The following is a 26298-nucleotide window of genomic DNA, read 5'->3' on the forward strand; positions in this document are numbered from 1 at the left end:
TATCTATTTTTCAGAAGCTTGAATGTGATCAAAAAGTTTCATTTTATTTAACTGCCATGTTGACAATGGCATTTCCCCTCGCCAGAGTTAAATTAATGTTAAAACGGCTCCGGCGTCGTTTTTTTGTTGCACAAGGGAAAGTATAACCATTTGATATTGTAGTGTTTACCCACCACGCTCAGGCTTTGTACGCCAACCGTGGGCGATACGACGGCTCACGAGAGCATTTTCTTGGTACCCATTATTATTACCTCCCTGTCACAACGGGGCGGGCAGCGTTTGGTCTCAATTTTTTGCCGGTTAGAGCGCCCGCGGGCGTTTCATTCCTGCTGCAACCGCGCATCGGTTGCTTAATCGCCTTAACGACGGACAGGTAACACCATGACAAAAAACCACTGCGATCGGCTGAGCCCAGGTTCAGCCGAGGGGCCTCACTGTGCCCAAACTTTGCAGCGCGGGCTGAGCGCGCGCCACATTCAACTGATTTCGATCGGCGGCGCCATCGGCACCGGGCTGTTTATGGGCGCCGGGAAAACCCTCGCGCTATCGGGCACCTCCATCGTACTGACTTACGCCATCGTCGGCTTTTTCATGTTCATGGTCATGAGGGCGATGGGGGAACTGCTGCTCACGCGGCTCGATTACCGCTCATTCGCCGATTTTGTCTCCGAATATCTGGGGCCGCGCGCCAGCTTTTTTCTCGGCTGGTCCTACTGGCTGAGCTGGGTCGTGACCTGCATTGCCGACGTGGTGGTGTGCGGCGGCTACGTGCAATATTGGCTGCCAGACGTCTCGCCCTGGTTGCCGGCGCTGCTGACGCTGGGGTTTCTGTGTCTGTTCAACATGCTGTCGGTCAAGATGTTCGGCGAGGCCGAATTCTGGTTCGCGATGATCAAGGTGGTGGCGATCGTCGCGTTGATCGCCACCGGCGCCTGGATGGTGTTCAGCGGCTGGACTTCGCCGGACGGCGTGACCGCTTCGCTGCATAACGTCACCGATCCCGCCATTTTCATGCCGCACGGCATCTTCGGCTTTTTCGCCGGTTTCCAGATCGCCATTTTCTCCTGCACCGGCATCGAGCTGCTGGGCACGATGTCGGCGGAGACCAAAAACCCCGAGAAGGTGCTGCCGAAGGCGATCAACGCGATCCCGGCGCGCATCATCGTCTTCTACGTGTGCTCGATGCTGACCATTATCGCCGTCACCTCATGGAGCCACATTTCGCCGGACAGCAGCCCGTTCGTGATGCTGTTCGATCTGGCGGGACTGCCGGCCGCCGCCGCGGTGATCAACTTCGTGGTGCTGACTTCGGCGATGTCCTCGGCTAACAGCGGGGTGTATTCCAGCACCCGCATGCTGTACAGCCTGTCGATGGAAAAGCATGCCCACGGTCAGTTCCGCATTCTGTCTCGCACCACGGCCATTCCGATCCGCAGCCTGCTGTTTTCCTGCTTCTGCATGGTGGCCGGCACCTTGCTGCTGGTACTGGTGCCGAACGTCATGACGCTGTTCACCATCGTCTCTACCGTGGCGGCGATCCTGGTGGTTTACAGCTGGGGCATGATTTTGGTCGCCTACCTGGTGTATCGCCAGAAGCGGCCGGATCTGCACGCCGCTTCGCACTTCAAAATGCCGGGCGGGGTAGCGATGGCCTGGCTGACGCTGGCATTCTTCGCCTTTACGCTGGTGCTCATGGTGTTCGATAGCGATACGCTGATCGCGCTGTGCAGCATGCCGCTGTGGTTTACCACGCTCGGCCTGATCTGGCGTTATCGGGTCCGCGACAGCGTGGCGCGCGAGAGCTACATGTTTTATCGGCGTGGCGCCGAGGCGGAATAACCGGCGAAGGATGCGCCGCTTGCCGCCGCTCCACTCGGCAAGCGGCGGCAACTGCGGTATGCTAAGCAGCTGAACAGCCAACCAAACCGGGCCATACGGAGATACCCCAGCGTGCCGAACTCTTCTTCTCAACTCGAACTTTTGCGCTCGGTCGCTGACGGCATCGCGGCGCTGTTTTTCCCGAATGTGGAAGTGGTGATCCACGATCTGGCCACCAACAAGATTGCCTATCTGGCGAACAACCTGTCAAAGCGTAAACCGGGCGACGACGCCGGGCTGGAAGACTTCGAGCTCGATGGCGGCGCCGGCGTGAGCGGCCCCTATGAGAAGCTGAACTGGGACGGCAAAAAGATGCGTTCGGTGAGCATTGCCGCACGCGACGAGCAGGGCAAGCCCAGCTATCTGCTGTGCATCAACCTGAGCACCGCGATGTTCGAGGACGCCCGCAACGCGCTGGACATGTTCCTGTCGGTCACGCGGCTGCAACCACAGCCACAAGAGCTGTTCAAAGACGACTGGCAAGAGAAGATCAATACCTTTCTGCATGACTGGCTGCGGCGCGAAAACGCCGCGCTCGGCGCGCTGAGCCGCGAACAGAAACGGCGGCTGGTCAGCGATCTCTATCATCAGGGCGCGTTCAAGGCCAAAAGCGCCGCGGACTACATCGCCAACGTGCTGTCGATGGGGCGCGCCACGGTGTACAAGCACTTGCGGGAATTGAAACAGGAGTAAAGGCGGCGGGAAAGGCGGAAGAAAGGGGCGGCGATGGCCGCCCCTTGTCGTTACCAGCGGTAGTTGACCGAAGCGATAATGCTGCGGCCGCTGCCGTAGAAGCAGGCGTACTCGCCGCTGCAGGATGAAACGTATTTCTTGTCCGTCAGATTCTGCACGTTGAGCTGGAGCGCCGCGCCGCGCAGCGCCGACGAAGCCTGGCCGAGGTCATATTTCACCATGGCGTCGTACAGCGTGTAGTGCGGCACGTCGTACTGGCCGGTGGCGTCGGCCGGCGCATCGCCGATGTAACGCACGCCGCTGCCGACGGTCAGGCCGTTCAGTGCGCCGCTCAGGAAGCTGTAGCTGCCCCAGGCGGATGCCGCGTGGCGCGGGATGCCCGCCGGGCTGTGGCCGATTTCGTCCGCCGAGTTGGAGTCTTTGGTCACTACGTCGGTGTAGGTATAGGCGGCGGTCAGCTTGATCTCCGGCGTTGGTTGGGCGTGCACTTCCGCCTCAATCCCTTTGGATTTCACCTCCCCGATCTGCTCATAGGCGGAGGTGAGACGGTTGTAAGACGCCACATTGCGCTGGGTAATGTCGAACCAGGAGAGGGTCAGCAGGGTATTGCCACCCGGGATCTGGTACTTCACGCCCACCTCGGTTTGTTTGCCGGTGGTCGGCTTGAGCGGATCGGCGCCCGGCGCGCTTGGGTACAGGTTAGGATCGAACGAGGTGCTGTAGCTGACATACGGCGAAATGCCGTTGTCGAAAGCGTAGAGCAGGCCCGCGCGGCCGGTGAACTGGGCATCGTTGTAGGTCTGTTCCTTTCCGCCGCTGGTGCGATCGCGGGTGTTGACCTGTGACCAGTCCTGACGGCCGGACAGCAGCAGGTTCCAGTTTTTCCACTCCAGTTGGTCCTGCAGATACACCCCGATCTGATTCAGCGTCTTCAAGTCGCTGGAAGCCAGCGCCAGCGTGCTGCCATCGATGCTGGGGCGAACCGGGTTGGCCCAGTCGATCGGGTAATCGTTGCCGCGATCGCGATACATTTTATAATCGCTATGGCTGTAGCGGTAATCCAGCCCGCCCAGCACGGTGTGTTTCACTTCGCCGGTATCGAACAGGCCCTTCAGCTGGTTATCCACGCCAAACTCGTTGGTCATCTGCGTTTCATGCTGCGCCATGCGGGTGACGGTGTGGTCGTTGACCTTCGAGTTTACGTTATAAACCAGATACTTATAGTCTTCATCGCGGTGGGTGAAGCGCAGGTTCTGGGTAAACGACAGCGCATCGCTGAAGTTATGTTCGAAGCTGTAGCCGATCGACGCCTGCTCGCGCCGCGACTTGTTGAAGCTGGGTTCACTGATGTTAAAGTCATAGGGCACATAGCCCGCGCTGGTCGGGAACAGCGTGCCGGCGCGCGGCAGGAAGTTGCGCGACCCGGCTTTCGGATCGTTCTGGTAGCTGGTCAGCAGCGTAAAGCTGGTGTCTTCGTTCGGCAGCCAGGTGAAGGCCGGGGCGATGGCTACCCGTTGCTGCTTGCTGTCTTTGACAAACTCGTGTTCGGTTCGGGCGATACCGTTCAGGCGATAGAACAGGGTGTTGTCGTCGTTGAGCTTGCCGCCGAAATCGAACGCCGTTTCCGCCAGATGGCGGTTGCCGGTGCTGAATTTGACTTCGTGAATGCTCTGGGCGGTAGGGCGCTTGCTGGTCATCACCACCACGCCGCCGGGGCTGACCTGGCCGTACAGCACGCCGGCCGGGCCGTGCACCATCTCCACGCGCTCCAGCAGCCAGGGATCGATCTGCCCGGCGCCGCCGTTTTGGCTCGAAAGGCCAAAGTGCAGACCGTCGAGCAGCTTGGGCGCATAACGGAAGCCGCGGCTGATCACTTCGTCATTACGGTTGGAGTTGCCGCGGTAGGTGGTGATCACCCCGCTGGTGTAGTTCAGCGCGTCGGCGACCGACGCCGGCTCCTGGTCATTCATCTGCTCGCGCGTGACCACCGAGATGGACTGCGGCGTCTTGCGCAGAGGAGCAGCGGTCTTGGTGCCGGCGGCGCTCTCTTTGGCGACGATCCCTTTGACCGGCGCGGTCACGCTGTTTTGCGCGTCGGCGGTCACCAAAATCGTTTCGTCCGCTGCCGCAGACGCGTGTGGCGCCAAGGGCAATAACGCCAGCGCCGATCCCAGCAACAGACGCTTGGCGGACATCGCCTCCGCGTTCGCGTTTTCTATCCCTTTGTTTTTAATCTTCATTATCTCTCCTGAATACCTGCTTTTGTGTGTCATGCCACCCTGATAAACCCCGAAATGCCGACAAGCGGTCTTCTTCCGTCGACGTGGAGACGTCGTGTTTGCACGACGGTAAAAATCCGACAAATAGTATTGAAAATGATAATGAGTATCAATACGATTGTCAGGTTTTGTAAAAATCACTCATGTTATGTAAGGGGCGCTATGGAGTTTTTGCCGGAAAAGAGGCCAGGAAACGACCTTGAGGGATTGGCGGCGCAATGGCTGCGTGAAGAGGCGGTAGGGCAATCCGCGTGGTGGCAGAAGATTGCCGCTCACGGCACGCCCATCGTCGAAGCGCACGATGAACAGCACGTTAAAATGACCTGGCTATGGCGCGATCCCGCTGGCGATGAACGGCACTCGCCGATATGCCGCGTTTACGCCGATATCAACGGCATTACCGATCACCACAGCACGTCCCCCAGCAGCCTGGCCAGGCTCCCCGGCACCGACGTTTGGTACGGCTCGGCCGTTATCGATCGCCGCTGGCGCGGCAGCTACAGCCTGATCCCCATTACCGAGCGAGACCTCCCCCCAGTCTTCAGCGACGACGAAACGTTACGCGACCGCCAGCAGCGTGCCTGGTGGGTATCGCTGTTCCCGTTGGCGATCGCCGATCCGCTGAATCGCCTCTCTCTGGGGCCGTCTCATCGCCCGCGGCCCGTATCCCTGGCGCAAGGGCCGGATGCCGACGATCAACGCGCCTGGCAGGCCGCCGATCGGCCGCTGGATGAGGCGCGGCTACAGCTTTTTCAGTGGCACAGCGAACGGCTGGGTAACCAGCGGCGCGTTTGGCTGTATGCCAGCGGCGACGCGGCGGTGAAAGCGAACCGCCCGCTGGTGCTGCTGCTCGACGGCCAAAACTGGATCGAAAGGCATGCGCTGCTGCCGGTGATCGAGAACGAAACCGCAAAAGGGCAGTTGCCGCCCGCGTGCTGGTTGCTGATCGATGCGGTCGATGGCGAACACCGGGAAAACGAGCTGCCCTGCAACGCCGTCTTCTGGCAGGCGGTGATCGACGAACTGCTGCCGCAGGCGCAGCGCCGCGAAGCGTTCAGCGAGACTGGGGCGCGCACCGTGGTCGCCGGCCAGAGCTACGGCGGGCTGGCGGCGTTATACGCCGGTTTGCACTGGCCAGAGCGCTTTGGCCACGTGCTGAGCCAGTCCGGCTCCTTCTGGTGGCCTACGGTGCAATTTGTGACCCAGTTCGAAAAACGCCACGAACTGGAGGAAGGCTGGCTGATACGCCAGGTTCGGCAGCGCAACGCGGCGGCACCCAAGCTCACCGTGATCCAACAGGCCGGCGATCGGGAGGCGGACATCGAATTCGTCAATCGCCAGATGCACCAGGCGCTGACGGCGGCCGGGCACCGCGCCGACTACCGCGTGTATTCCGGCGGACATGACGCGCTCTGCTGGCGCGGCGGCCTGGTGGACGGCGTGCGCCGGCTGCTTTCCGCAATGAAGTAATCCCACATTTTGACAGACAGGTAATGAAAATGACTCAGGAACAACAAAACCCGTTCGATGACGAAAGCCTTCGATTCTCCGTGCTGGTCAACGCGCAGCAGCAGTATTCACTGTGGCCGCAGTTTGCCGATACGCCGCAGGGGTGGCGCGTGCTGATGGGGCCGGCGTCGCGCGGCGAATGCATCGACTACATCGAAACGCACTGGCAGGACATGCGGCCGGCGGCGCTGAAAGCGGCGGATGCGGCGCGTTAAGCGCCAGGCAACCACATCGATACATTCCGTTTGAGGGAAAGGACAGACACCATGTCAGAAACGCTTTCTTTACCGGATACTCAGGTCGAGTATCGGGATTATCCGCTGGTTGCGGCGCAACCGGGGATCTGGATCGCCGACCAAATCGCGCTGCGCCGCAACAGCTTCGCCGTGGCGCACTACACCGAACTGCACGGCGCTATCGATCGTTCGGCGCTGGAGCGCGCGATCCGTCAGGGGCTGGCCGAAGCGGATACGGTTCAGGCGCGGTTCTTTGAGGCGCAGGACGGCCAGCCGGTGCAGCGTTTACCGCTGATAGCCGATCCTGCGCGCGTGCTGGCGCCGGAGTGGTTCGATTTCAGCGCGCGGCCGGACGCCGAGCAAGCGGCGCTGGCGCTGATGAACGACGATTTGGCGCAGGATCTGCCTGCGGACGGCGAGCGGCCGCTCTATCGCCATGCGGTGATCCGCGTCAGCGCCGATCGCTGGTTCTGGTACCAGCGCTTTCATCATCTGACCCTGGACGGCTTCAGTTTCGAAGCCATCACCCGCCGGATCGCCGATATCTATCGCGCGCTGCGCCACGGGCTGTCTCCGGCGGCCTCGCCGTTTACCCCGTTCGGCAAGGTGGTGGAAGAGTTTCAGCAATGGCAAACGTCGCCGGCGCGCCGGCGGGCGGCCGAATTCTGGCAACAGCATCTGCGCGATTTGCCGTCGCCGCTGTCATTATCGACGGAGAGTCGGGAGGTTGAACCGGGTACCCGGCCGCTCAAACAGGCGCTGGTGTTGCCGGAATCGCTGTTTGACGAAGCGCTGCACGATACGGCGCTGCAGTCGCTGCAACCGGCCGATATCGTCACGGCGGCGTTGGCGATGTATCTGGCGCGCATGAGCGGCGAAACCCGTTTTTCACTCGGCTTTCCTTTCATGCGCCGTATGGGCTCCCAGGCGCTGGCGGCGGTCGGCCCGGTGGTTAACGTGCTGCCGCTGCTGCTGAACGTGACGCCGGAGATGTCGCTGGCGGACGTCTGCCAGGCGACCGTGGCGCAAATCAAACAGGCGCGCCGCCATCAACGCTATGAAGCGGAGCAGATCAAACGCGATCTCGGCCTGGTCGGCGGCCATCAGGAACTGTACGGCCCGGTGATCAACGTCAAGGTCTACCACAGCGCCTTGTCCTTCGACGGCCAGGCGGCCGTTACCCATACGCTGGCGATGGGGCCGGTCGATGACCTGGAGTTTGAGATCGGCTTTCGCAACGGCGTGCTGACGCTGTCGTTGGTCGCCAACCCGGCCAAATACTCGCCGCGCACCTTGCATCACCACGCGGAGCGCATCGGCCATTGGCTGCAGCAGTTGGCGCGGCAGCCGCACCAGCCGAACGGTCAACTGGCGTTGATCAGCGAAGGGGAGTTAAGGCAACTCGCGGCCTGGGGGCGCGGCGCCGATCTGACGCCGCCGGCGGGCATGGTGTCAATCATGGATGCGTTCCAGCGCCAGGTTGAGCGGCAGCCCGAGGCGTTGGCGGTGGCCTGCGGCGACGAGCGCCTCAGCTACCGTCAACTCAGTGAACGGGTGATGCAACTGGGGCGAGTGCTGATCGAAAGCGGCATCGGCGCCGAAGACGTGGTGGCCATCGGCATTCCGCGCTCGGTGGACACGCTGGTCGCGCTGTTCGGCGTGTTGGCCAGCGGCGCGGCCTATATGCCGCTCGATCTGGATTACCCGCGTGAACGCCTGACGCTGATGTGCGACGACGCGCGGCCGGCGATGCTGCTGACCCACCGCGCGACGCAGGTCAATATGCCGGATCTGCCGCAGGTATTGTGCCTGGACGACGCAGCGTGCCTGGCGCGCTGCGCGGCCGCCGAGGCCGCGCCGATAACGGACGATGAACGGCGTGTGCCGCTGAACGAGGCGCATCTGGCCTATATGATTTACACCTCCGGCTCGACCGGTAAACCCAAGGGTGTGATGTCCACGCATCGCGGGCTACTGAACCTGTTCCTGTCGCACCAGGCCTCTCTGTTCGGCCCGGCGATCGAAAAATTCCAGGCTCGCCACGCACGCCGCCTACGCGCCGGCCATACCGCCTCGTTTTCTTTCGACTCCTCTTGGGAACCGCTGTTCTGCATGATGATGGGCAGCGAACTGGTTATCTTCGACGAGGAGCTGCGCCGCGACCCCTGGGCGCTGCTGGAACAAACCCAGCAGACGCCGATCGATCTGCTGGACATCACGCCGTCGTTCTTCTCGCAACTGGTGGACTGCGGCCTGCTGAAGGGGCAGTTCCCGCTGCCGTCGTTCGTGATGATCGGCGGTGAGGCGGCGACGCCGACGCTGTGGAACCTGATGCAGCAGCATCCGGAGGTGGAGACCCACAACTATTACGGCCCGTCCGAATATACCGTCGATACCCTGGGCGCGCCGGTCACGGCCGCCGATCAGCCGGTGATCGGTCGCCCCCTCGCCAATACCGCCGTCTGGCTGCTCGACGGCCGCCTGCAGCCGGTGCCGATCGGCGCGGCGGGCGAGCTGTACATTTCCGGCAAAGGCATCGCGCGCGGTTACCTGCGGCGCCCGGATCTGACGGCGGCGCGCTTTGTCGCCAACCCGTTCGCCGAAGGTGAGGTGATGTACCGCAGCGGCGATCTGATGCGCTGGAGCGCGGAGGGCCAACTGGTATTCATTGGCCGAACCGATCACCAAATCAAGGTGCGCGGCTTCCGCGTCGAGCTGGGTGAGGTGGAAAGCGCCTTGGCCGCCTTGCCGGACGTGGGGCGGGCGGTGGTGATCGCCGAGCCGATCGGCGCCACCTATCGTTTGATCGGCTATTGCTCGGTGCAGGATGACGCACGTCGCGCCTCGCCAACGCTGCAAAGCGAGCTGCTGGGGCAATTGGCGCAGCGTTTGCCGGATTATATGGTGCCGGCGATCCTGGTGGTGATGCCGGAGCTGCCGCTCAACGTGAATGGCAAGATTGACCGCCAGGCGTTGCCCAAACCGCAGGAGACGCTGGCGCAAAGCATTCGTGAACCGGCCACCGAGCAGGAAAGGCTGATTTGCGGCGCCATGGCGCAGCTGCTGGGGATGGATCGCGTCGGCGCCGACGACGATTTCTTCGCGCTCGGCGGCGACAGCATCTCGGCGATGGGGCTGGGTACCGCCCTGCGGCGCAAAGGGTATCTGCTGCGGCCGCGCGAGATCTTCGCGCTGCACACCCCCGCGCGCATGGCGCAGGCGATGCAGCCGCTGGTAGTTGGCTCTCAGGTCGCACGCAGCGTACAGCAAGGCCCGATCGACGGGCTGCCGATCCTGCACTGGTTTGCCGAGACGGGCGATATGCATCGCCGCTTCGCGCACGGCGTTTTCCTGCGCGTGCCTGCCGAACTGCAGCCGGAACAGCTGCATTATGCATTGGAGCAGTTGCGTGCGGCGCACCCTGCGCTGGGCGCGCGGATCCGCGACGGTCAGTTGGTGGTTGAAACCGCCGCCGCCGGTGAGCTGATGCAGGTTAATACCGTGTCCGGTGAGCTGGAATCCGCGGCGGAACAGGCGTTTGATGCCGCGCTTGACCATCTCGATCCAGCGGCCGGCGCTATGATGCAGGCCATCCTCTTGCAGCGCGACGGGCAGAGCCTGGGGCTGGTGCTGGCGATCCATCACCTGGTGGTCGACGGCGTTTCATGGCGCATCCTGCTCGACGAACTGCGGCAGGTGGCCGACAGCGCCATGCAGGGGCAGCCGATCACATTGCCGCCGGAAGAAACCTCGCTCTATGAGTGGTCTGCACGCCTACGAGCCGACGCTGAACGCCGGGAAACCGAGCTGCCGTTCTGGCGGCGGATGCTGGCGGACGGCGCACCGCGTTTGGGGCGGCGAGCGTTGGATCCGCTGAACGATCGCACGGGCGACGTATCGGAAAAACGCACGCTGCTCGACAGCCGGCTGACCGCCGCGCTGCTCGGCGCATTGCCGCAGGGATACCGCGCCCAGGTTGAAGAGATCATGCTGTGCGCGCTGGCTCAGGCTTGCCGCCAGCGTTTCCAGGCCGCTTCGCTGCGTTTCTCTCTGGAGTCGCACGGCCGCGCCGAACTGGACGACGGCCTCGATCTTGCCCGCACCGTCGGCTGGCTGACGGCGGAGTATCCGCTGCGCATCGAACTGCATGACGCTGAGCACAATGAGGCCGTGCGCGCGGTGAAACGGGCGACGCGAGCGGTGACCGATCGCGGCGTCGGTTATGGCCAGCTGCGTTATCTGCATCCACAGTGCGACGAACTGGCGGCGCTGGCGCAGCGCAATGCGCCGGAGATCTTGTTCAACTACCTCGGACGTTTCAGCCAGGATGAGGGACACTGGACGCCGCAACGCAGCCAAACCCGCTTCCGCGACGCTTTCGCCGTGGCGCAGGATGCGCAGCAGGCGCTGTCGTATGGCCTGGAAGTGAATATCTTTGTCGAGGAGCGGCGCGACGGCGCCTGCCTGGCGATCAACTGGAGCTGGCTGGAGGGGATTTTCAGCGAGAGCGACATTGCGCAGTTGCACAGCGGCATCGAACAAGCGGTGCGTTCGCTGTGCGAATTTGCCGAACGGCATCCCGATCGCGCGGCGGCGACGTTGGTGGCGGCCGAGATCGCCCAGCCGGGCGCCGACGATGAGGCGGTGCGCGCCTGGGAGCGGGAGTGCGGGCCGTTGGCCGCGGCGCTGCCGCTGTTGCCGTTGCAGCACGGCCTGCTGTTCCATGCGCAGACGGCGCAGCAGGGCGGCAGCTATAACTCGCTGACGCGCCTGAGCCTCTGCGGCGAACTGGACGAACATCAACTCCAGCAGGCGCTGAATGCGGTGATCCGCCGCCATCCGCAGCTGGCCGCCCGATTCAACCTCGAGGGCGAACCGCTGCAGCTGATACCGCAGGAAAGCCATTGGCCGCTGGACAGCCACAGGCTGCCGCCGCTGTCCGAAGAGCAAGAAATGCAGGCGCTGAATGAGCTGGAACAGAAAGAGCTGCAGCGCGATCTGTTTAATCAGCCGGGCGCGATGCTGCATGCGCTGCGGATCAAACACGGCGATAGCGAACGCTACACGCTGTTCCTTAACGCGCACCACCTGATCGTCGACGGCTGGTCGACGCCGGTGGTGCTCAACGATCTGATGCTGGCATTGCGTGAAGGCGAGCAGGCATTGCCGCCGCTGCGTTCGAACTACGCCGATATCGTGCGCCGCCTGACCGCGCGGGATGCTGAAGCTTCGCGCCGCCTCTGGCGTGAGACGCTGCAGGATGTGCGCCCGACGTTGCTGTTCGGTGAAGCGCAGGACGATCGCGTGCAGGAGTTGGAAATGACGCTGCCGCCGGCCGAGGAAAGGCGCTTGCTGACCCTGTGCCGCGAACGCGGGTTGACGCTCAATACCGTGATGCAGGGCATTTGGGCGCTGCAGCTGGCCAGCTGTTGCGGCCATCAGGACGTGGTGTTCGGCTCGCCGGTTTCCGGCCGCTTTGGCCAGATAGAAGGGGTCGAGGAACACGTTGGCCTGTTCAGCAACACGCTGCCGGTGCGGGTTCGTCTGCAGCATGACCGTTCGTTGACGGAACAGCTGACCGAACTGCAGCACCGGCAGATTGAACTGCTGGAGCACGACGATTTGGGGTTGGGGGAGATCCAGCATCTGGCCGGGGCGGGCACGCTGTTCGATACGCTGTTGGTGGTGGAAAACTATCCGGACAACGACGCTCTGCTGGGCGGTGAAGGGTCGCTGCGCTGCGACGCTATCCGTAACAAAGGCTATACCCACTATCCGCTGACGCTGCTGGTGCTGCCGGGCGAGCGCCTGCGTCTGCTGATGGAGTACCGCGATTCGGTGCCGCAGCCTGAACGCTTCGCCGCGCGGCTGATGGCGCTGCTGCAACAGTGGATTGCCCAGCCGGATCTGCCGCTGCCGCGCTGGCAATTGCAAACGCCGCAGGAGCAGGCGCTGATCGCTGCGGTCAACCGCACCGGGCAGGCGGTGGCGGACACCACCTTGCATCAGGCGATCGCCGATCAAGCGCGGCGCACGCCGGAACGCATCGCGCTGCAGGACGCCTGGCACAGCCTCAGCTACCGTGACATGCAGCGCCAGGCCGCGCTGTTGGCCGAACGGCTGACGGCGGCCGGTATTCAGCCGGGCGATATCGTCGCGGTGGCGTTGCCGCGTTCCGTGCGCCTCAGCCTGGCGCTGACGGCGATTGTGCAAACCGGCGCCGCCTGGCTGCCGCTGGATACCGGTTACCCGGACGAGCGGCTGGCCTACATGGTGGAGGACGCCAAACCGCAGCTGATTATCACCGAAAGCGCGTTGGATGCCCGCTTCGCCGCACTGGCGCCGACGCTGCGGTTCGATGCGCTGGACGACAGCGGGCGCGAACCGGCGCCGCGCCCACCGGCGGGGAGCGGCGATCATCCCGCCTACGTGCTGTATACCTCAGGCTCTACCGGGCGGCCGAAAGGCGTGGTGGTGAACCACCGGGCGATCGTCAACCGCCTGTTCTGGATGCAGCACGAGTATGCGCTCGATGCGCAGGACGTGGTCCTGCAGAAAACGCCGTGCAGCTTCGACGTTTCCGTCTGGGAGTTCTTCTGGCCGCTGATGGTCGGCGCGCGCCTGGTGATGGCGCCGCCGGAGGCGCACCGCGATCCGCAGGCGCTGACGACCTTGATCGACGACTATGGCGTGACCACGCTGCATTTCGTTCCGTCCATGTTGGCTATCTGGGTGGAGGCCTTGAACGAGCGGGCGCCACGGCGCGCCGCCGCCAGCCTGAAACGCGTGTTCTGCAGCGGCGAAGCGCTGTCGTGTGAACTGGCTTCCCGCTATCAGGCGTTGGTCGCCGCGCCGCTGCACAACCTGTATGGCCCGACGGAGGCGGCGGTCGATGTTACCTATCAGCCGGCGTCCGGCGAGGCATTGGCGGCGGTGAACGGTGCCGGCGTGCCGATCGGCAAACCGGTCTGGAACACCCAACTGAGCATTCTCGACGCCATGCTGCGGCCGGTGCCCGTCGGCTGCGCCGGCGATCTCTACCTGCGCGGCATTCAGCTGGCCGACGGCTATCTGCATCGGCCGGAGTTGACGGCGCAGCGGTTTGTCGCCGATCCCGCCGGCAACGGCGCGCGCATGTATCGCACCGGCGATATCGCTCGCTGGCTGGAGGACGGCAGCGTCGAGTATTTGGGCCGCAGCGACGATCAGCTGAAGATCCGCGGCCAGCGCATCGAGCTGGGCGAAATCGAACAGGCGCTGCTGGCGCAGCCGGGGGTAGCGCAAGCGGCGGTGCACGCCATCGAATTAAGCGAGGGCGCGACGGGGCTGGGCGGCGCCGATATGCGCCAGTTGGTCGCCTGGCTGATCGCCCAACCGGGCGTGACGCTGGATACCGGCGCGCTGCATCAGGCGCTGGAGGCGCGTTTGCCGGCGCATATGATGCCGGTCAGCTATGTCATGACCGACAGCTTCCCGCTCAGCGCCAGCGGCAAGCTGGATCGCAAGGCGTTGCCGCGGCCGCAGTTGAACCCGCAGAGCGGCCGCGGGCCGCACAGCGACAGCGAACGCCTGCTGGCGGCGCTGTTCGGGGAACTGCTGGGGCGCGAGACGGTGTATGCCGACGACGACTTCTTCGCGTTGGGCGGCCACTCGCTGCTGGCGATGCGTTTGGCGGCGGAGCTGCGGCGGCGCGTCCCGCGGCCGTTGAGCGTCGGGCAAATCATGTTCGCCCGCAGCCTGGAGAAGATGGCGCACCTGCTCGATGACGCGCAGGCCGCCAACTCGGCCGAAAGCCGCGGCGTCGGCGAGTGCCTGCAGCTGCGGGCCGGCCAAGGCCCGGCGCTGTTCTGTCTGCATCCGGCTTCCGGTTTCGCCTGGCAGTACTCGGGGCTGAGCCGTTATCTGCCGGGGAGTTACCCGATCATCGGCCTGCAGTCGCCAAGGCCGGATGGCGCCATCGCCACCTGCGAGGACATTGAGCAGATGGTCGATCGTCATCTCGCCACTCTGCGCCGCCTGCAGCCGCAGGGGCCTTATTACCTGCTGGGCTATTCGCTCGGCGGCACGCTGGCACACTCGATGGCCGCGCGTTTGCAGCAGCAGGGCGAAGAGGTGGCGTTCCTCGGCATGCTGGATACCTATCCGCCGGAAGGCCAGGACTGGACCGGCCCCAGCGAGGAGGAGGCGCAGAAGGAGGTGGCGCAGGAACAGGCCGAGTTTATGGCGGAAGATCATGGCGATCCGGCGCTGATGGCGGAGAAGGCGGCGATGTTCGACAGCATCGTCGCCAACTACCGCGACGCGGTGCGCCTTCTGTCTCAGGCGCGCAGCCGGCGTTTCCACGGCACGGCGACGCTGTTCGTCGCCGACCGGACGCTGCCGCCGGAGATGGATATCAACGCCGTGTGGGCGCCGTATCTGGATGGGCTGATCTGTCATCACCAAAGCTGCGAGCACGCGGACATTCTGTCGCCGGCCTCGCTGGAGACGCTCGGGCCGCTGTTGCATTCGCTCCTGACGCGGCAATACGGGTTGGTATAACGCAACCGGGCCGGGGCGTGCGTCCCGGCCCGCACTAAAACATGATATGCAGGACACTATGGCCAGACCTTCTTTTTTTCTTGATTTCAGTTTGCTGAGAAGCAATGCGCATTTCCGCGCGATTTTCTGCGCCCGCATGCTGTCGGTGTTTTCCCTCGGCATGCTGGCGGTGGGGGTGCCGATTCAGATCCAGGCGATGACCGGCTCCACGTTGCAGGTGGGGGTCGCGGTGGCGCTGGACGGCGTGGGCATGTTTATCGGCCTGATGCTGGGCGGGGTACTCGCCGATCGCTACGATCGCCGCAAGCTGATCCTGTTTGCGCGCGGCACCTGCGGGCTGGGCTTTGTCGCCCTGAGTCTGAACGCCTTCGCCCCGGCCCCGTCGCTGTGGGCGCTCTACCTGTTGGCGGCCTGGGACGGCTTCTTCGGCGCGCTGGGCATGACGGCGCTGATGGCGGTGATCCCGCTGCTGGTCGGGCGCGAAAACCTGGCGGCGGCGGGGGCCTTGAGCATGGTGACGGTGCGCATCGGCGCGATCCTGGCGCCGGCGCTGGGCGGGATTATCATCGTGTTCGGCGGCGTGGGGCTGGCGTTTGCCGTCGCGGCGGCAGGGACGCTGGGCACCCTTGTGCCGCTGGTGCGCTTGCCGACGCTGTTGCCGCAGCAGCAGGAGCCGGAACATCCGCTGCGCGCGCTCGCCAGCGGCTTCCAGTTTGTCTGGCGCAATAAAGTGGTCGGCTCGGTGGTGCTGCTGGGGATGCTGATGAGCATCGTCGGCGCCGTCAGGGTGCTGTTCCCGGCGCTGGCGCAGGACGCTTACCACGTCGGGGCGTCCTCTATCGGCCTGATGTATTCCGCGGTGCCGCTTGGCGCGATGCTGGGCGCGCTGACCAGCGGCTGGGTGGGGCGTTTCTCTCGCCCTGGCGTGCTGATCCTGATCGCCGCCATCGTCGCGTTTACCGCCATCGCGTCACTGGGGCTGTTCAGCCACCTGGCGCCGGCGCTGCTGGCGCTGGTGTGCTACGGCTACGCCAACGCCATCGCCTCACTTCTGCAGTTCATGCTGATCCAGAGCAACACGCCGGACCATCTGCTGGGGCGGGTGAACAGCCTCGGCACCGCGCAGGACGTAACCGGCGATTCGATCGGCGCGCTGGGGCTCGGCGTACTGGGCCGGGTATTTACCCCGTTGATGAGCGTGCTGTCGTTTGGCGCATTCGCCGCCTTGTTGGGCGTGCTGGTGGCTTTCAGCGTACGCACGTTGCGCCAGTGCCGGCCGGCGGACGCGCTGGTTGAGCACGATGAACCCGCGCCGGCAACCTCAGCGGCGGCGGACAACTAACCCCTCACGGCACCGGCGGTTCCGGCCGGTGCTGCTCCCCCCAGTTACACATCATGTCGATCACCGGGATCAGCGAACGTCCACGCTCGGACAGGCTGTACTCCACCTTGGGCGGGATCTGCGGATACTCCTTTCTCACCACCAGGCGATCTTTTTCCAGCTCTTTCAGCGTCGAACTGAGCGTTTTATACGAAATGGTGCCGATGCAGCGCTGCAGTTCGTTGAACCGCAATACCGGCTTATACAACGCCAGCCAGTAGAGAATAATCATTTTGTATTTACCGTTGATCACCGACAGGGTGTAGCCATAGCCGGTGTCTTCAAGGCTGATGCCCGTTGGGCTGCAGTGGGATTCGGCGGTCATTTACACTTTCTCCAGGGTAAGTATGTGTCGTGAGTGTGCGTATTTTACATTCTGTCAGCATACCCTAAGATGCGTCGAAACACCTGACTGGAGAGATCAGTATGAAAACCTTGGTGGTAGTAACACATCCCGATATGGCGAACTCGGTGGTCAACAAACGTTGGCTGGAGGAACTGCGCCGTTATCCGGCGCTGTATACCGTGCACGAACTGCATCAGGCCTACCCGGACTGGCAGATCGACGTCGCCAAAGAACAGCAGTTGATTGAAGCGCATGACAACATCGTGCTGCAGTTCCCGATTTACTGGTTCAGCAGTCCGCCGCTGCTGAAAAAATGGCTGGACGACGTGCTCACCTACGGCTGGGCCTACGGTTCCCGCAGCGGCTATAAGATGCAGAACAAGAAACTGGCGCTGGCGGTCACGGCGGGCGTGCGCGCAGAAGATTACGCGCGTGAAGGGCGTTATCGCTACTCGCTGGAGGAGATCTTCCGGCCGTTTGAGGTGACCGCCGATTACGTGCGGGCCGACTATGCTTCGTTCTTTGCCTTTTACGGCAAGGAAGCCGCTTCGGACGGGACGGTGGAGCCGCTGCAATCCCACGAATTGGATCGCAGCGCGCAAGGCTATCAGGCATTTCTCGCCGCCCTGAATTAACGACACGCCCCGGATGCGTCTGATAGTGCTGTTGCGAATGTCCGGGGAGGAATATGATTGCCGTATTCTTTGACTCGCCGGTGATAACCCCATGCCTTCAGCCGAAACGTTTATTGCTTTTCTTGTTGCACTCACCCTTCTGGAACTCTCTCCCGGACCGGATATGATGCTCACGCTGGCCCGGGGTATCGGCCAAGGTCGTCGCATCGCGCTGCTCAATGTTTTCGGCATGGTTTTTGTCGCCGGTATGGTGCAGGTTTCCATGCTGGTGCTCGGCCTCGCCACGCTGTTGCATAGTTATCCGCTGGCGTTGGACGTATTGCGTTGGGTTGGGGCCGCCTATCTGGTCTGGCTGGGGATAAAAATGCTGAAGGTAAGCCGGCAGCGTTCCGATGCCGTGCTGAAACCCCGGATGATGACCGGGTGGCAGGCGGTGAAAGAAGGGGCGATTAACAGCCTGACCAACCCTAAGTCGCTGCTGTTCATGTTTGCTTTTCTCCCGCAGTTTGTTAACCCTGAAACCGGGCCGGTTTGGTTGCAATTGCTTGTTTTAGGTTCCATTCAGAAGCTGGCCGGGATCCTTTCGCTGGGCTCTGTCGCTATGGCCTCCGGCACCGTGGGGCAATGGCTCGCCCGCAATCCCCGTTTGTTGGTCTGGCAGCAGCGATTTACGGGCGTGGTCATGATGGGATTGGGCGCCAAACTCCTCCTGGGGGGCGGCGCTGTGTCAGCGCCGCGATAAGGGGAGCGGCTCGCGCTATTTCAGGTGAATGCTAAAACCGTCTTGCCCCGGCGCCAGATGGGCTTTCAGCGTCAACTGCGGGATCAGGTAGTCACCGGCGTTCTGCCGCCGAAACGGAATCGGCTCGGTGTGCCACAGATTATCGAGCCGCTGTCCGAGCTGTTCGCACAGGGCGGCAAAGCGCGTCTCGTCGGTCTTACCGGCGCGGTAGGTGACGAACGGCGGCAACACCTCGAACCCCGGGTAATGCAGCATGCCGTGCTGGATCGGGAACAGAATATCGTCGATCGGCCCGTTAATGCCGCGTGGGGCGTAATGGGATTCCCAGCCGCCGGCGCTGACGATCAGCATCGCCCGTTTGCCTGCCAACATACCCTCGCCGTAACGGTCGCCCCAATGGGTATCGGAATGCTCACCGACGCCGTAGGCAAAACCATAGGCATAGACGCGATCGAACCAGCCTTTCAGCATCGCCGGCATCGAGAACCACCACAGTGGGAACTGCAACAGCACCGCGTCCGCCCAACGCAGCTTTTGTTGCTCCCGTTCGATGTCGGCGCTCTGCACGCCGTTGGCAAACGCGCGCCGGGAATCCAGCGAAGGATCGAAACGGGGCCCTGATGCGCCTTCCAGGCTGTCGTCGGCGTCGATCGCCGCTTTCCACTTCATGGCGTACAGGTCTGACACCTGGACCTGATGGCCGGCCTGCGTCAGGCGCTCAACGGCGAAGTTTTTCAGTGAGCCGGTCAGCGACTGTGGCTCCGGGTGGGCGTAAACAATCAGCACATTCATAACAACGCTCCTTGGTGTGAGAGCTGCAGAGTAGGGCGTCACGAGGTATATTAGAAATGAATTACCGTTATCCCAGGTATAAGCATGAATAATTTAAGGCGGCTGGATCTCAATCTGCTGGTGACGCTCGACGCGCTGCTGGCTGAGCACAACGTCACGCGCGCGGCGCAGCGGCTCAATTTCTCTCAGCCGGCAGTCAGCGTGCATCTCGCCAAACTGCGGGCGATCTTTGACGATCCGCTGCTGTTGCCCGGCCCGCGCGGCATGCGTCCGACCGCCAGAGCGGAGCAACTGCGGGAACCGCTGCGTCAGGCGCTGGCGGCGCTTGAGTTGGCGGTGACGCCGGCGACGCCGTTCGATCCCGCTGTGGCGACCGATATCTGGCGTGTGGCCGCCTTCGACTACGGCGAATCCACCATCGTCCTGCCGGCGCTGAACGGTTTGCGCACGGCGGCGCCCGGCACCCGGCTGGCGGTGCTGGAAACCGCGCCGTCACGCATCGCCAAACTGGCGGAACAGGGAGAGATCGATCTGGCGTTTCACACCCGCGAAGGGGCGCCGCCCGGTCTGCGTCAGCGTACGCTATTCCGTGAACGCTATGTGCTGGTGGGCAGAGTCGGTCACCCTAAGCTGCATGAAAACCTGACGCTGGCGCAATTCTGCCTATTGGAGCAGGTGATGGTTTCGCCGGACGGCGGCGGTTTCTACGGCATCACCGACCAGGCGCTGGCGGACGTGGGGCTGACGCGGCGCGTGGTGCTTTCCGTGCCGCATTTTCTCTTCGTGATCTCGGTACTGACGCAGTCCGATTTGGTGGCGATGTTGCCGGAGCGGCTGGTGCGCAACCAACCGTTATTGCAGCAACTCAAACCGCCGTTGGCGGTGCCGGGTTTTGAAATGACGATGCTGTGGCACGAACGATCGCATCGGGATCCCGCTCACCGGTGGCTGCGCGAACATATCGTGCGTTCAGTGTGATCGGGCTAATGTAAACAGCGCGGGAAATTACATGAACAGGAAGCGGTCGGCCAGCGGAACGCCACGTTCGAGGCGCGGTGGCAACGCGTCGTCGCGATCGTCAGGCTGAGCAGCTTGCGGCGCGGCGTCTTCGGCTTTTTCGATCATCAGCTCGCCGAGCAGGGCCAGAAAACGAGTGATCTTTTGCATATTCCCTCCGGGGCCATGATTAACCTGAGGACGATAGTAATCGCCGCCTAACCGAATGGGAAAAACTTAAAACTCATATCCTAAGAACCGGATCGCATATCGCGTAACCGGGCGACGGTTGCCCATCGCCCGGTGAACGGTTTAGAAGGTGACGTTAACCTTGGCCCACAGGGTGCGGCCCGGTTCATTCACCGCGCTGTTGGCCGAATAGCCGAAGGCGCTGTTGCCCGCCAGGTTGAGGTGCTCGCTGTAGGTCTTGTTCAGGATGTTATCCAGACCGGCGCTCAGCTTGACGTTTTTATTCACCTTGTAGGCGGCGTTCGCGGAGAGCACGCCGAAGCCGGCGCTTTCGGCAAAGTCTTTGCCCACCACGTTGCCTTCGTTGATCGCCACGCGGTTTTGGCTGCTGACCAAACGCCACAGCCCGGTGCCGCTCCAGTCGCCGTACTCGTAGGTCAGCCCCAGACGCGCCTCCAGCGGCGGGATCTGCGGCAGCGGGCGGCCGTCGCTGGTGTTTTTGCCCCAGGAGTAGGCCAGGCTGGCGTCGGTTTTCCAGCGCTCGCTCAACTGATAACCCATGCCCATTTCGCCGCCCATGATGTTGGCGTTGACGTTATCGGCCTGGCTGAGACGCGCATTGTGCGGATCGTATTTGAACAGGATGAAATCATCGACGCGGCCCACATAAGCGGAGATCCAGCCGTTGAAGCGCTTGCCGTTGTATTGTGCGCCGATGTCGAGCTGCGTAGTTTTCTCGCTCTTGACGCTGGAGAACGGATCCTTGCTGCCATTCGGGCCGAGCTTCGGCGAGAACAGCTCCCAGTAATCCGGGAAACGCTCAGTATAACCGACGCCGGCGTACAGCATCAGCGGCAGCTCGGCCAGCGTGTGCTCCAGGCGCATAAAACCGCTCGGCAGGGTGTCGGAACGCTCCGCGTCGCCGCCGTTGCGGAAGTTTTCCACCAGGGTGCGATCGAGACGCGCGCCGCCGATCAGTTTATCCTGTTCGCTGGTGGACCAGGTCAGTTCGCTGAAGGCGCCGTAGCTGTTGAACTGGGCGTCTTTTTCCCAGCTGCCGCGGCTCATGCTGCGATGGGTGTTGGTTTGGGTGTCCAGGCCGCTTTCCAGCTTCACGTCCTGCCATAGCCAGGTGCCCATTACGCGGCCGCCAACGGTGCGGCGATCGAGCTGCATCGTCATGCCGGAGGACATCATATGTCCGCCATGGCCGCCCATGCCCATACCGCCATGGCCACCGTGCCCACCCATGCCGCCGCTGCCCGGTGAGCGCAGGGTGACGTTGTCCATCACGTGGTTGGCGTAATTGTAGTAGACCTGTGCTTCCAGCTTATCCAGCACCTCGCCGATGTTGGATTTTTCCACCCGCATGCCTAGGCTTTCGCGCTTGAACTGCGAACCGTCCATGCTGCGGCCGGCATAGCGCGCTTCGCCGTTGCCGCGGCCCATGGTCACTTCCAGCAGCGTATCGTTGTCCGGCGTCCAACCGAGCGCCAGATCGCCGTTCCACTTGTCCCAGCGCGATGGCACGCGCGTATTGGTGCCGTCCTGATAATCGTTGGAACGAGATTTGTTGGCCATCACCCGCAAGTAACCTTGCTCGGCGCCGAGGCTGGCGTCGATATTCTCGTCCCAGCGGCCGTTGGAGCCGGTCAGCACGCTGGCGTTGCCCTTGACGCCCGGTTTGTCGAAGCGTGGGCGTTCACGTTCGAAACGCACGGTGCCCGCCGACGATCCCGGTCCCCACAGCACCGTCTGCGGCCCTTTGGTGATGGTCAGCAGATCGAAACTTTCCGGCGAGATGTAAGAGGTGGGCGCATCCATTCTCGATGGGCAGGCGCCCAGCATTTCCGAACCGTCGGTGAGGATCTTCAACCGCGAACCGAACATGCCGCGGAACACCGGATCGCCGTTGGTGCCGCCGTTGCGGATCTGAGAAAAACCGGGAATGGTTTTCAGGTAGTCCGAGCCATCGCTGGCCGGCACCGGCTGACGCGGAGTTTTCGGTGACGTCACGATGGTCAGCGGAGAGTAGAGCGGTGCGGTGACGGTGATCACGTCGCCATCATTAACCTGTGTGTTGGCAGGGTGCTGATGCGCCTGCGCCGCGTGGCCAGCCAGCAGGAACAGCGGCATGGCGGCGGTGATGGCGCGGGCGGCGGCGTTCTTTTTATAAACGGGTTTAAACATCATCTTTCCTTAAGCTAACTTTTTTCCGTTCTTGGCCGAGGGATTATTCAGGCGTGGGGCGGCCTGGCGAAAATCACCATCGGTAAATACGGGGGTTAATTCCATCAGCGTGGAAATAACCGGATTAATAATGTCGTCTCGGTGCTTAATCGTTGGGCGAATTAATTCCGCCGGGTTGAAGCGATCAACGGCAATACAGAGAACGGCAATGGGCTTATTGTTAAATCAGAGGAAAGAGAGGGGGGGGGCGCGCGGCTGTAATTCGGTGTGAACGACGTGGGCAAACAGGGGAACGAGATAGCGGTTCGGCGGCGGGCGCGAAGCCAGCGACTGAGACCAGAACAGCGGGGCGTGGCTCACGTCCAGCAGCGGCGCGTGCAGCAACAGCACGCAGTAGCCGCAGGCGCTGTCGTCCATCATCATCGCCATGTTGTGGTGGCCGCCGCCGTGCTGCATCAGCGGCTGCGAGGCTTTTTCAGGTTCAGACGGCGGCGAGTGCATCCCGTGATGCATCGGCATATCCATGCCGCAATCCGCCATGACGGCCGTTCCAGCACTTCCGGCGCGTACATGCTCCAGAGATCGCGAGATCACCGGCGCAATGAACAACATCAGAATGGCAAACATCCCTAACCAGGCGGCGGCCCGATTTCGCGATGCAGAGGGCTGAATTAACGACACAATCAACCTAAAAAAGGGTTAACACAGGGGAGGGAATTGTACTGGTTTATGTCGAAATGTTAAAACCTTTTATTTCTGGTCAACGGCCTGTTGATGAATATATTATCGGATAAGCGCTTTAATTCTGACCAAAGGCTATTTTTATTGCGCCACTAACGTGACGGGGACAATATTAATGACGGAAGAACTGGCGAGCACGATTATTCCGCTTTATGACGAACATGCCGCCGCCTGGGAACGCCTCAGACCCACCACGCTGTTCGAGCGGCCGTGGCTCGACCGCTTTTTGCAGCTTACCCCGGCCAACGCGCGGCTGCTGGATCTCGGCTGCGGCAATGGCGCGCCGATCGCCGCCTATTTTATCGAACAAGGGTATCGAGTCACCGGCATCGACGGCGCGCAGGCGATGATCGCGCGCTGCCGGCAGCGTTTTCCACAGCAGGAGTGGCGGCAGATGGACATGCGCCGGCTGAATCTGGCGACAAGATTCGATGGCCTGCTGGCCTGGGACAGCTTCTTCCATCTGGCGCGCGACGATCAGCGCCGCATGTTTCTACTGTTCAGACGACACGCCAAGCCGCATGCCGCACTGATGTTCACCAGCGGCCCTGAAGACGGCGTGGCGATCGGCAATTTCGAAGGCCAGCCGCTGTTTCACGCCAGCCTGGCGCCGGAGGAGTATACGCGCCTGCTGCAGGAAAACGGCTTCCGCGTGGTCGATCATGTGGTGGAAGATCCCGCCTGCGGGGGAAGAACGGTCTGGTTGGCGCAAAGCATCAAGTGACAATGTCACGTGCAGGTTCATCGGAACCTGCACGTTAACGTTATTTAGCGCTGACGCGCCAAACGGTGTTGCCCACGTCATCCGCAATCAGCAGGGCGCCGGCCTTGTCGACCGCTAATCCAACCGGTGCGCCATAGAGTTCCTTCTCGTCGTCGGAGACAAAGCCGGTGACTACCGCTTTGAGTTTACCGACCGGCTTGCCTTGTTCGAACGCCACGTAGCTGACCCGGTAGCCGTTCAGCGGCGAGCGATCCCAACTGCCGTGCTCACTGACAAAGGCGCCGCCGCGATAGTCGGCCGGCAGAGCGCTCGCGGTGTAGAACAGCAGCCCCAGCGGCGCGACGTGCGAGCTGAGGGCGTAGTCCGGCTTGATGGCTTTCGCCACCAGATCCGGCCGCGCCGGCTGCACCCGACGATCGACGTGCTGGCCGAAATAGCTGTAAGGCCAGCCGTAGAAGCCGCCGTCCTGTACCGAGGTCAGGTAGTCCGGCACCAGATCGGCGCCGATCTCGTCACGCTCGTTGACGATGGCCCACAGCTTGCCGCTGTGCGGTTCCCACTGCAGCCCGGTCGGATTGCGCAGGCCGCTGGCGAAGATGCGGCTGGCGCCGGAGGCGGTGTCCACTTCCAACACGGCGGCGCGCCGGTACTCTACGGCCAGGCCGTTTTCGGTGATGTTGCTGTTGGACCCAACGCCGACATACAGCTTTTTACCGTCCGGGCTGGCCAGCAGGGCCTTGGTCCAATGATGGTTGATGGTGTCCGGCAGATCGGCCAGCTCTTTACCCGGATCGCTGATGCGCGTTTCGCCCGGCTGATAGGCGTACTGCATGATATTGCCGGTGTTGGCCACATACAGGGTGTTGCCAATCAGCTGAACGCCGAATGGAGAATCGAGCCCCTCGAGGAAGACATGCTTTTCCCAGCTGCCGTCGGCGGTAGGGCGCAACAGGGTGATGCGGTTACCGCCTTTTCCCCCTTTACCTGACTGCCCCTTAACCAGCCCGGCGATCAGCTGCTTGGGTGTGCTGACCGCTTCGGTGCCCGGCCCGTTGGCCTCCACCACCAACACATCGCCGTTGGGCAGGGTAAGCAACTGACGCGGGTGCAGCAAACCGTCTGCCACCTTGTCGATTTTCAAGCCTTCGGCGACTTTCGGCATCTGGTTTTGCTGCCAGCCCACGCCCTTTGGCACCTGCATCGGCGGCATCAGGAAATCTTGCGCCGCCGGCAATGCCGGATCCGGCCCCATTTGTTGTTCCGGCGAAATGACGGCACTGTTATCGCAGCCGGCCAGCGCCAGTACGGTCGAAAGCGCAATCGCGATGGATGATAGCTTCATGAAAACCTCCTTATTTTGCGCGGGCGCTCACGGCCAGCAGAATGTTGGCGAAGCTCAGCAGTGCGACCACGATCGCAGACAGCACCAGGCCTTGCGGCACCACGGCATACGCATCCCGGCTATGCACGAAAGCGTTGATAATGGCGAGAACGATGGCCAACAGATTCAGCCAGAAATGGAGCTTGACCGATAAGCCCTGTAGCCGGCCGCTGCCGAACCACACCTGCACCAGGTTAATCAGTCGGGGAATGATGGCAAAAATCAGGCCGATGGCGATCAGCCAACTGGCACCATTGACCCATTGAATATTCGCCGTGCAGGCATAGATGATGTCGAAAATGAGCGCCGCGGTAAAAAATCCATAGGGTATCGGATTGAGCCATTCATAGACGGCCACCGCGGCCGCTGAAGGCCTTGCTGTCGTTTGCGTGGTCATACTGGTATCTCCATGAAAAATGATAGATAAAAAGGCGTTGGCCCCTTAAAGCTTTGTTCAGATTCACCGATTTGAACAATTTTGATTCTCATTTTTAGCATGCGATGTTAAAACCGAAACCGTCACCACGGCATTATCAATGGCTTAGCAACATCTGGAGGAAGGGCATGAGTGTAGAGCGCGTTCAGCGATTTCTGGCCGAGCACGCGCCGGAAACGGCGGTGACGGTGCTGGCAAAGAACACCGCGACGGTAGCGCTGGCGGCGGAAGCCTTTGGCGTGGAGGGCGGGCAGATCGCCAAGACGCTTTCGTTTCGCGTGAACGACGGCGTGGTGTTGTTGGTGATGGCGGGAACCGCCAGAATCGATAACAAGAAGTACAAGCAATTCTTTGGCGTAAAGGCACGCATGCTGCCGGCGGAGGAGGTGGAGGCGCTGACCGGCTATCCGCCCGGCGGCGTTTGCCCCTTTGCCGCACCGGCAACGGTGAGAGTTTACTGCGATCGCAGTCTGTGCAGCTACAGTGAAGTGCTTCCGGCAGGCGGCAGTGATAACTCAGGCGTGAGAATTGCGCCGCAACGGCTGGCCAGCATCACCGGAGCGGAGTGGATTGACGTGACAGGGTAACTGCAAGTGTGTTATTGCAAGA

Annotated in this window: 19 protein-coding genes; 11 read left to right on the forward strand and 8 right to left on the reverse strand. The window is 62.3% G+C overall.

Going from position 1 to position 26298, the window contains the following annotated elements:
* The first annotated feature begins 381 nt into the window (after positions 1-381).
* Positions 382-1839 carry an amino acid permease gene (locus tag ACJ8KE_RS05825; protein ID WP_079452122.1) on the forward strand — a complete coding sequence of 486 codons (1458 nt, stop codon included), beginning with the start codon at positions 382-384 and terminating at the stop codon, positions 1837-1839.
* 111 nt (positions 1840-1950) lie between these two features.
* Positions 1951-2571: a helix-turn-helix transcriptional regulator gene (locus ACJ8KE_RS05830; protein WP_079452123.1), complete on the forward strand. Its 621-nt coding sequence runs from the start codon at positions 1951-1953 to the stop codon at positions 2569-2571.
* Between the two features lie 50 nt (positions 2572-2621).
* On the opposite strand, the gene ACJ8KE_RS05835 is transcribed toward ACJ8KE_RS05830, so the two are convergent.
* Entirely contained in the window at positions 2622-4811 is a 2190-nt protein-coding gene (locus ACJ8KE_RS05835; RefSeq protein ID WP_079452124.1) for a TonB-dependent siderophore receptor, read from the reverse strand.
* Between the two features lie 201 nt (positions 4812-5012).
* On the opposite strand from ACJ8KE_RS05835, the gene fes reads away from it, so the two are divergent.
* From fes to entS, 4 genes are read left to right on the forward strand one after another with little or no spacing between them, the layout of a single operon-like run.
* On the forward strand, positions 5013-6320 hold the full coding sequence (gene fes, locus ACJ8KE_RS05840; RefSeq protein ID WP_240294071.1) for an enterochelin esterase: 1308 nt from the start codon (positions 5013-5015) through the stop codon (positions 6318-6320).
* Positions 6321-6349: 29 nt separating this feature from the next.
* Positions 6350-6574 (forward strand): MbtH family protein, encoded by a 225-nt coding sequence (locus ACJ8KE_RS05845; RefSeq protein ID WP_004937955.1) that lies wholly within the window; start codon positions 6350-6352, stop codon positions 6572-6574.
* Between the two features lie 51 nt (positions 6575-6625).
* Entirely contained in the window at positions 6626-15136 is an 8511-nt protein-coding gene (locus tag ACJ8KE_RS05850) for an amino acid adenylation domain-containing protein (protein ID WP_442517156.1), read from the forward strand.
* Positions 15137-15194: 58 nt separating this feature from the next.
* A complete protein-coding gene (gene entS / locus ACJ8KE_RS05855; protein WP_016927690.1) occupies positions 15195-16478 on the forward strand; it encodes an enterobactin transporter EntS in 1284 nt (427 codons plus the stop codon).
* 4 nt (positions 16479-16482) lie between these two features.
* Here the strand turns inward: entS and ACJ8KE_RS05860 are convergent, their stop codons facing one another.
* Positions 16483-16842: a winged helix-turn-helix transcriptional regulator gene (locus ACJ8KE_RS05860; RefSeq protein WP_016927691.1), complete on the reverse strand. Its 360-nt coding sequence runs from the start codon at positions 16840-16842 to the stop codon at positions 16483-16485.
* A gap of 101 nt (positions 16843-16943) precedes the next feature.
* On the opposite strand from ACJ8KE_RS05860, the gene ACJ8KE_RS05865 reads away from it, so the two are divergent.
* Entirely contained in the window at positions 16944-17498 is a 555-nt protein-coding gene (locus tag ACJ8KE_RS05865) for an NAD(P)H-dependent oxidoreductase (protein WP_089184630.1), read from the forward strand.
* Between the two features lie 91 nt (positions 17499-17589).
* A complete protein-coding gene (locus ACJ8KE_RS05870) occupies positions 17590-18240 on the forward strand; it encodes a LysE family translocator (RefSeq protein WP_028127429.1) in 651 nt (216 codons plus the stop codon).
* A gap of 15 nt (positions 18241-18255) precedes the next feature.
* On the opposite strand, the gene ACJ8KE_RS05875 is transcribed toward ACJ8KE_RS05870, so the two are convergent.
* Positions 18256-19032, reverse strand: coding sequence for an NAD(P)H-dependent oxidoreductase (locus tag ACJ8KE_RS05875; protein WP_016927694.1), 777 nt, complete (start codon positions 19030-19032; stop codon positions 18256-18258).
* An 84-nt stretch (positions 19033-19116) separates the two neighbouring features.
* Between ACJ8KE_RS05875 and ACJ8KE_RS05880 the strand changes: the two genes are divergently transcribed.
* Positions 19117-20010 (forward strand): LysR family transcriptional regulator, encoded by an 894-nt coding sequence (locus ACJ8KE_RS05880; protein WP_016927695.1) that lies wholly within the window; start codon positions 19117-19119, stop codon positions 20008-20010.
* 27 nt (positions 20011-20037) lie between these two features.
* Here ACJ8KE_RS05880 and ACJ8KE_RS05885 read toward each other — a convergent pair whose 3' ends face one another.
* The 3 genes from ACJ8KE_RS05885 to ACJ8KE_RS05895 all read right to left on the reverse strand — a co-directional run bounded on the left by ACJ8KE_RS05885 (position 20038) and on the right by ACJ8KE_RS05895 (position 23034).
* The gene (locus tag ACJ8KE_RS05885) at positions 20038-20199 is read right to left on the reverse strand and encodes a hypothetical protein (RefSeq protein WP_016927696.1); all 162 of its coding nucleotides are present in this window, start codon (positions 20197-20199) and stop codon (positions 20038-20040) included.
* Between the two features lie 141 nt (positions 20200-20340).
* Positions 20341-22407 (reverse strand): TonB-dependent copper receptor, encoded by a 2067-nt coding sequence (locus ACJ8KE_RS05890; RefSeq protein WP_442517278.1) that lies wholly within the window; start codon positions 22405-22407, stop codon positions 20341-20343.
* 225 nt (positions 22408-22632) lie between these two features.
* On the reverse strand, positions 22633-23034 hold the full coding sequence (locus ACJ8KE_RS05895) for a DUF2946 domain-containing protein (protein ID WP_261105214.1): 402 nt from the start codon (positions 23032-23034) through the stop codon (positions 22633-22635).
* 229 nt (positions 23035-23263) lie between these two features.
* Here ACJ8KE_RS05895 and ACJ8KE_RS05900 point away from each other — a divergent pair, with 229 nt between their 5' ends.
* A complete protein-coding gene (locus ACJ8KE_RS05900; protein WP_079452129.1) occupies positions 23264-23872 on the forward strand; it encodes a class I SAM-dependent DNA methyltransferase in 609 nt (202 codons plus the stop codon).
* 40 nt (positions 23873-23912) lie between these two features.
* Here the strand turns inward: ACJ8KE_RS05900 and ACJ8KE_RS05905 are convergent, their stop codons facing one another.
* Together ACJ8KE_RS05905 and ACJ8KE_RS05910 are read right to left on the reverse strand one after the other, a co-directional pair.
* The gene (locus tag ACJ8KE_RS05905) at positions 23913-25214 is read right to left on the reverse strand and encodes a PQQ-dependent sugar dehydrogenase (protein WP_306376796.1); all 1302 of its coding nucleotides are present in this window, start codon (positions 25212-25214) and stop codon (positions 23913-23915) included.
* Between the two features lie 10 nt (positions 25215-25224).
* Positions 25225-25650: a DUF2231 domain-containing protein gene (locus ACJ8KE_RS05910; protein ID WP_028127428.1), complete on the reverse strand. Its 426-nt coding sequence runs from the start codon at positions 25648-25650 to the stop codon at positions 25225-25227.
* A gap of 167 nt (positions 25651-25817) precedes the next feature.
* On the opposite strand from ACJ8KE_RS05910, the gene ACJ8KE_RS05915 reads away from it, so the two are divergent.
* A complete protein-coding gene (locus ACJ8KE_RS05915) occupies positions 25818-26276 on the forward strand; it encodes a YbaK/EbsC family protein (protein ID WP_016927702.1) in 459 nt (152 codons plus the stop codon).
* Positions 26277-26298: the final 22 nt, after the last annotated feature.

Origin of the sequence: Serratia sp. CY56464, assembly GCF_052168435.1 — a bacterium.
Taxonomy (GTDB): Bacteria; Pseudomonadota; Gammaproteobacteria; order Enterobacterales; family Enterobacteriaceae; genus Serratia; species Serratia marcescens.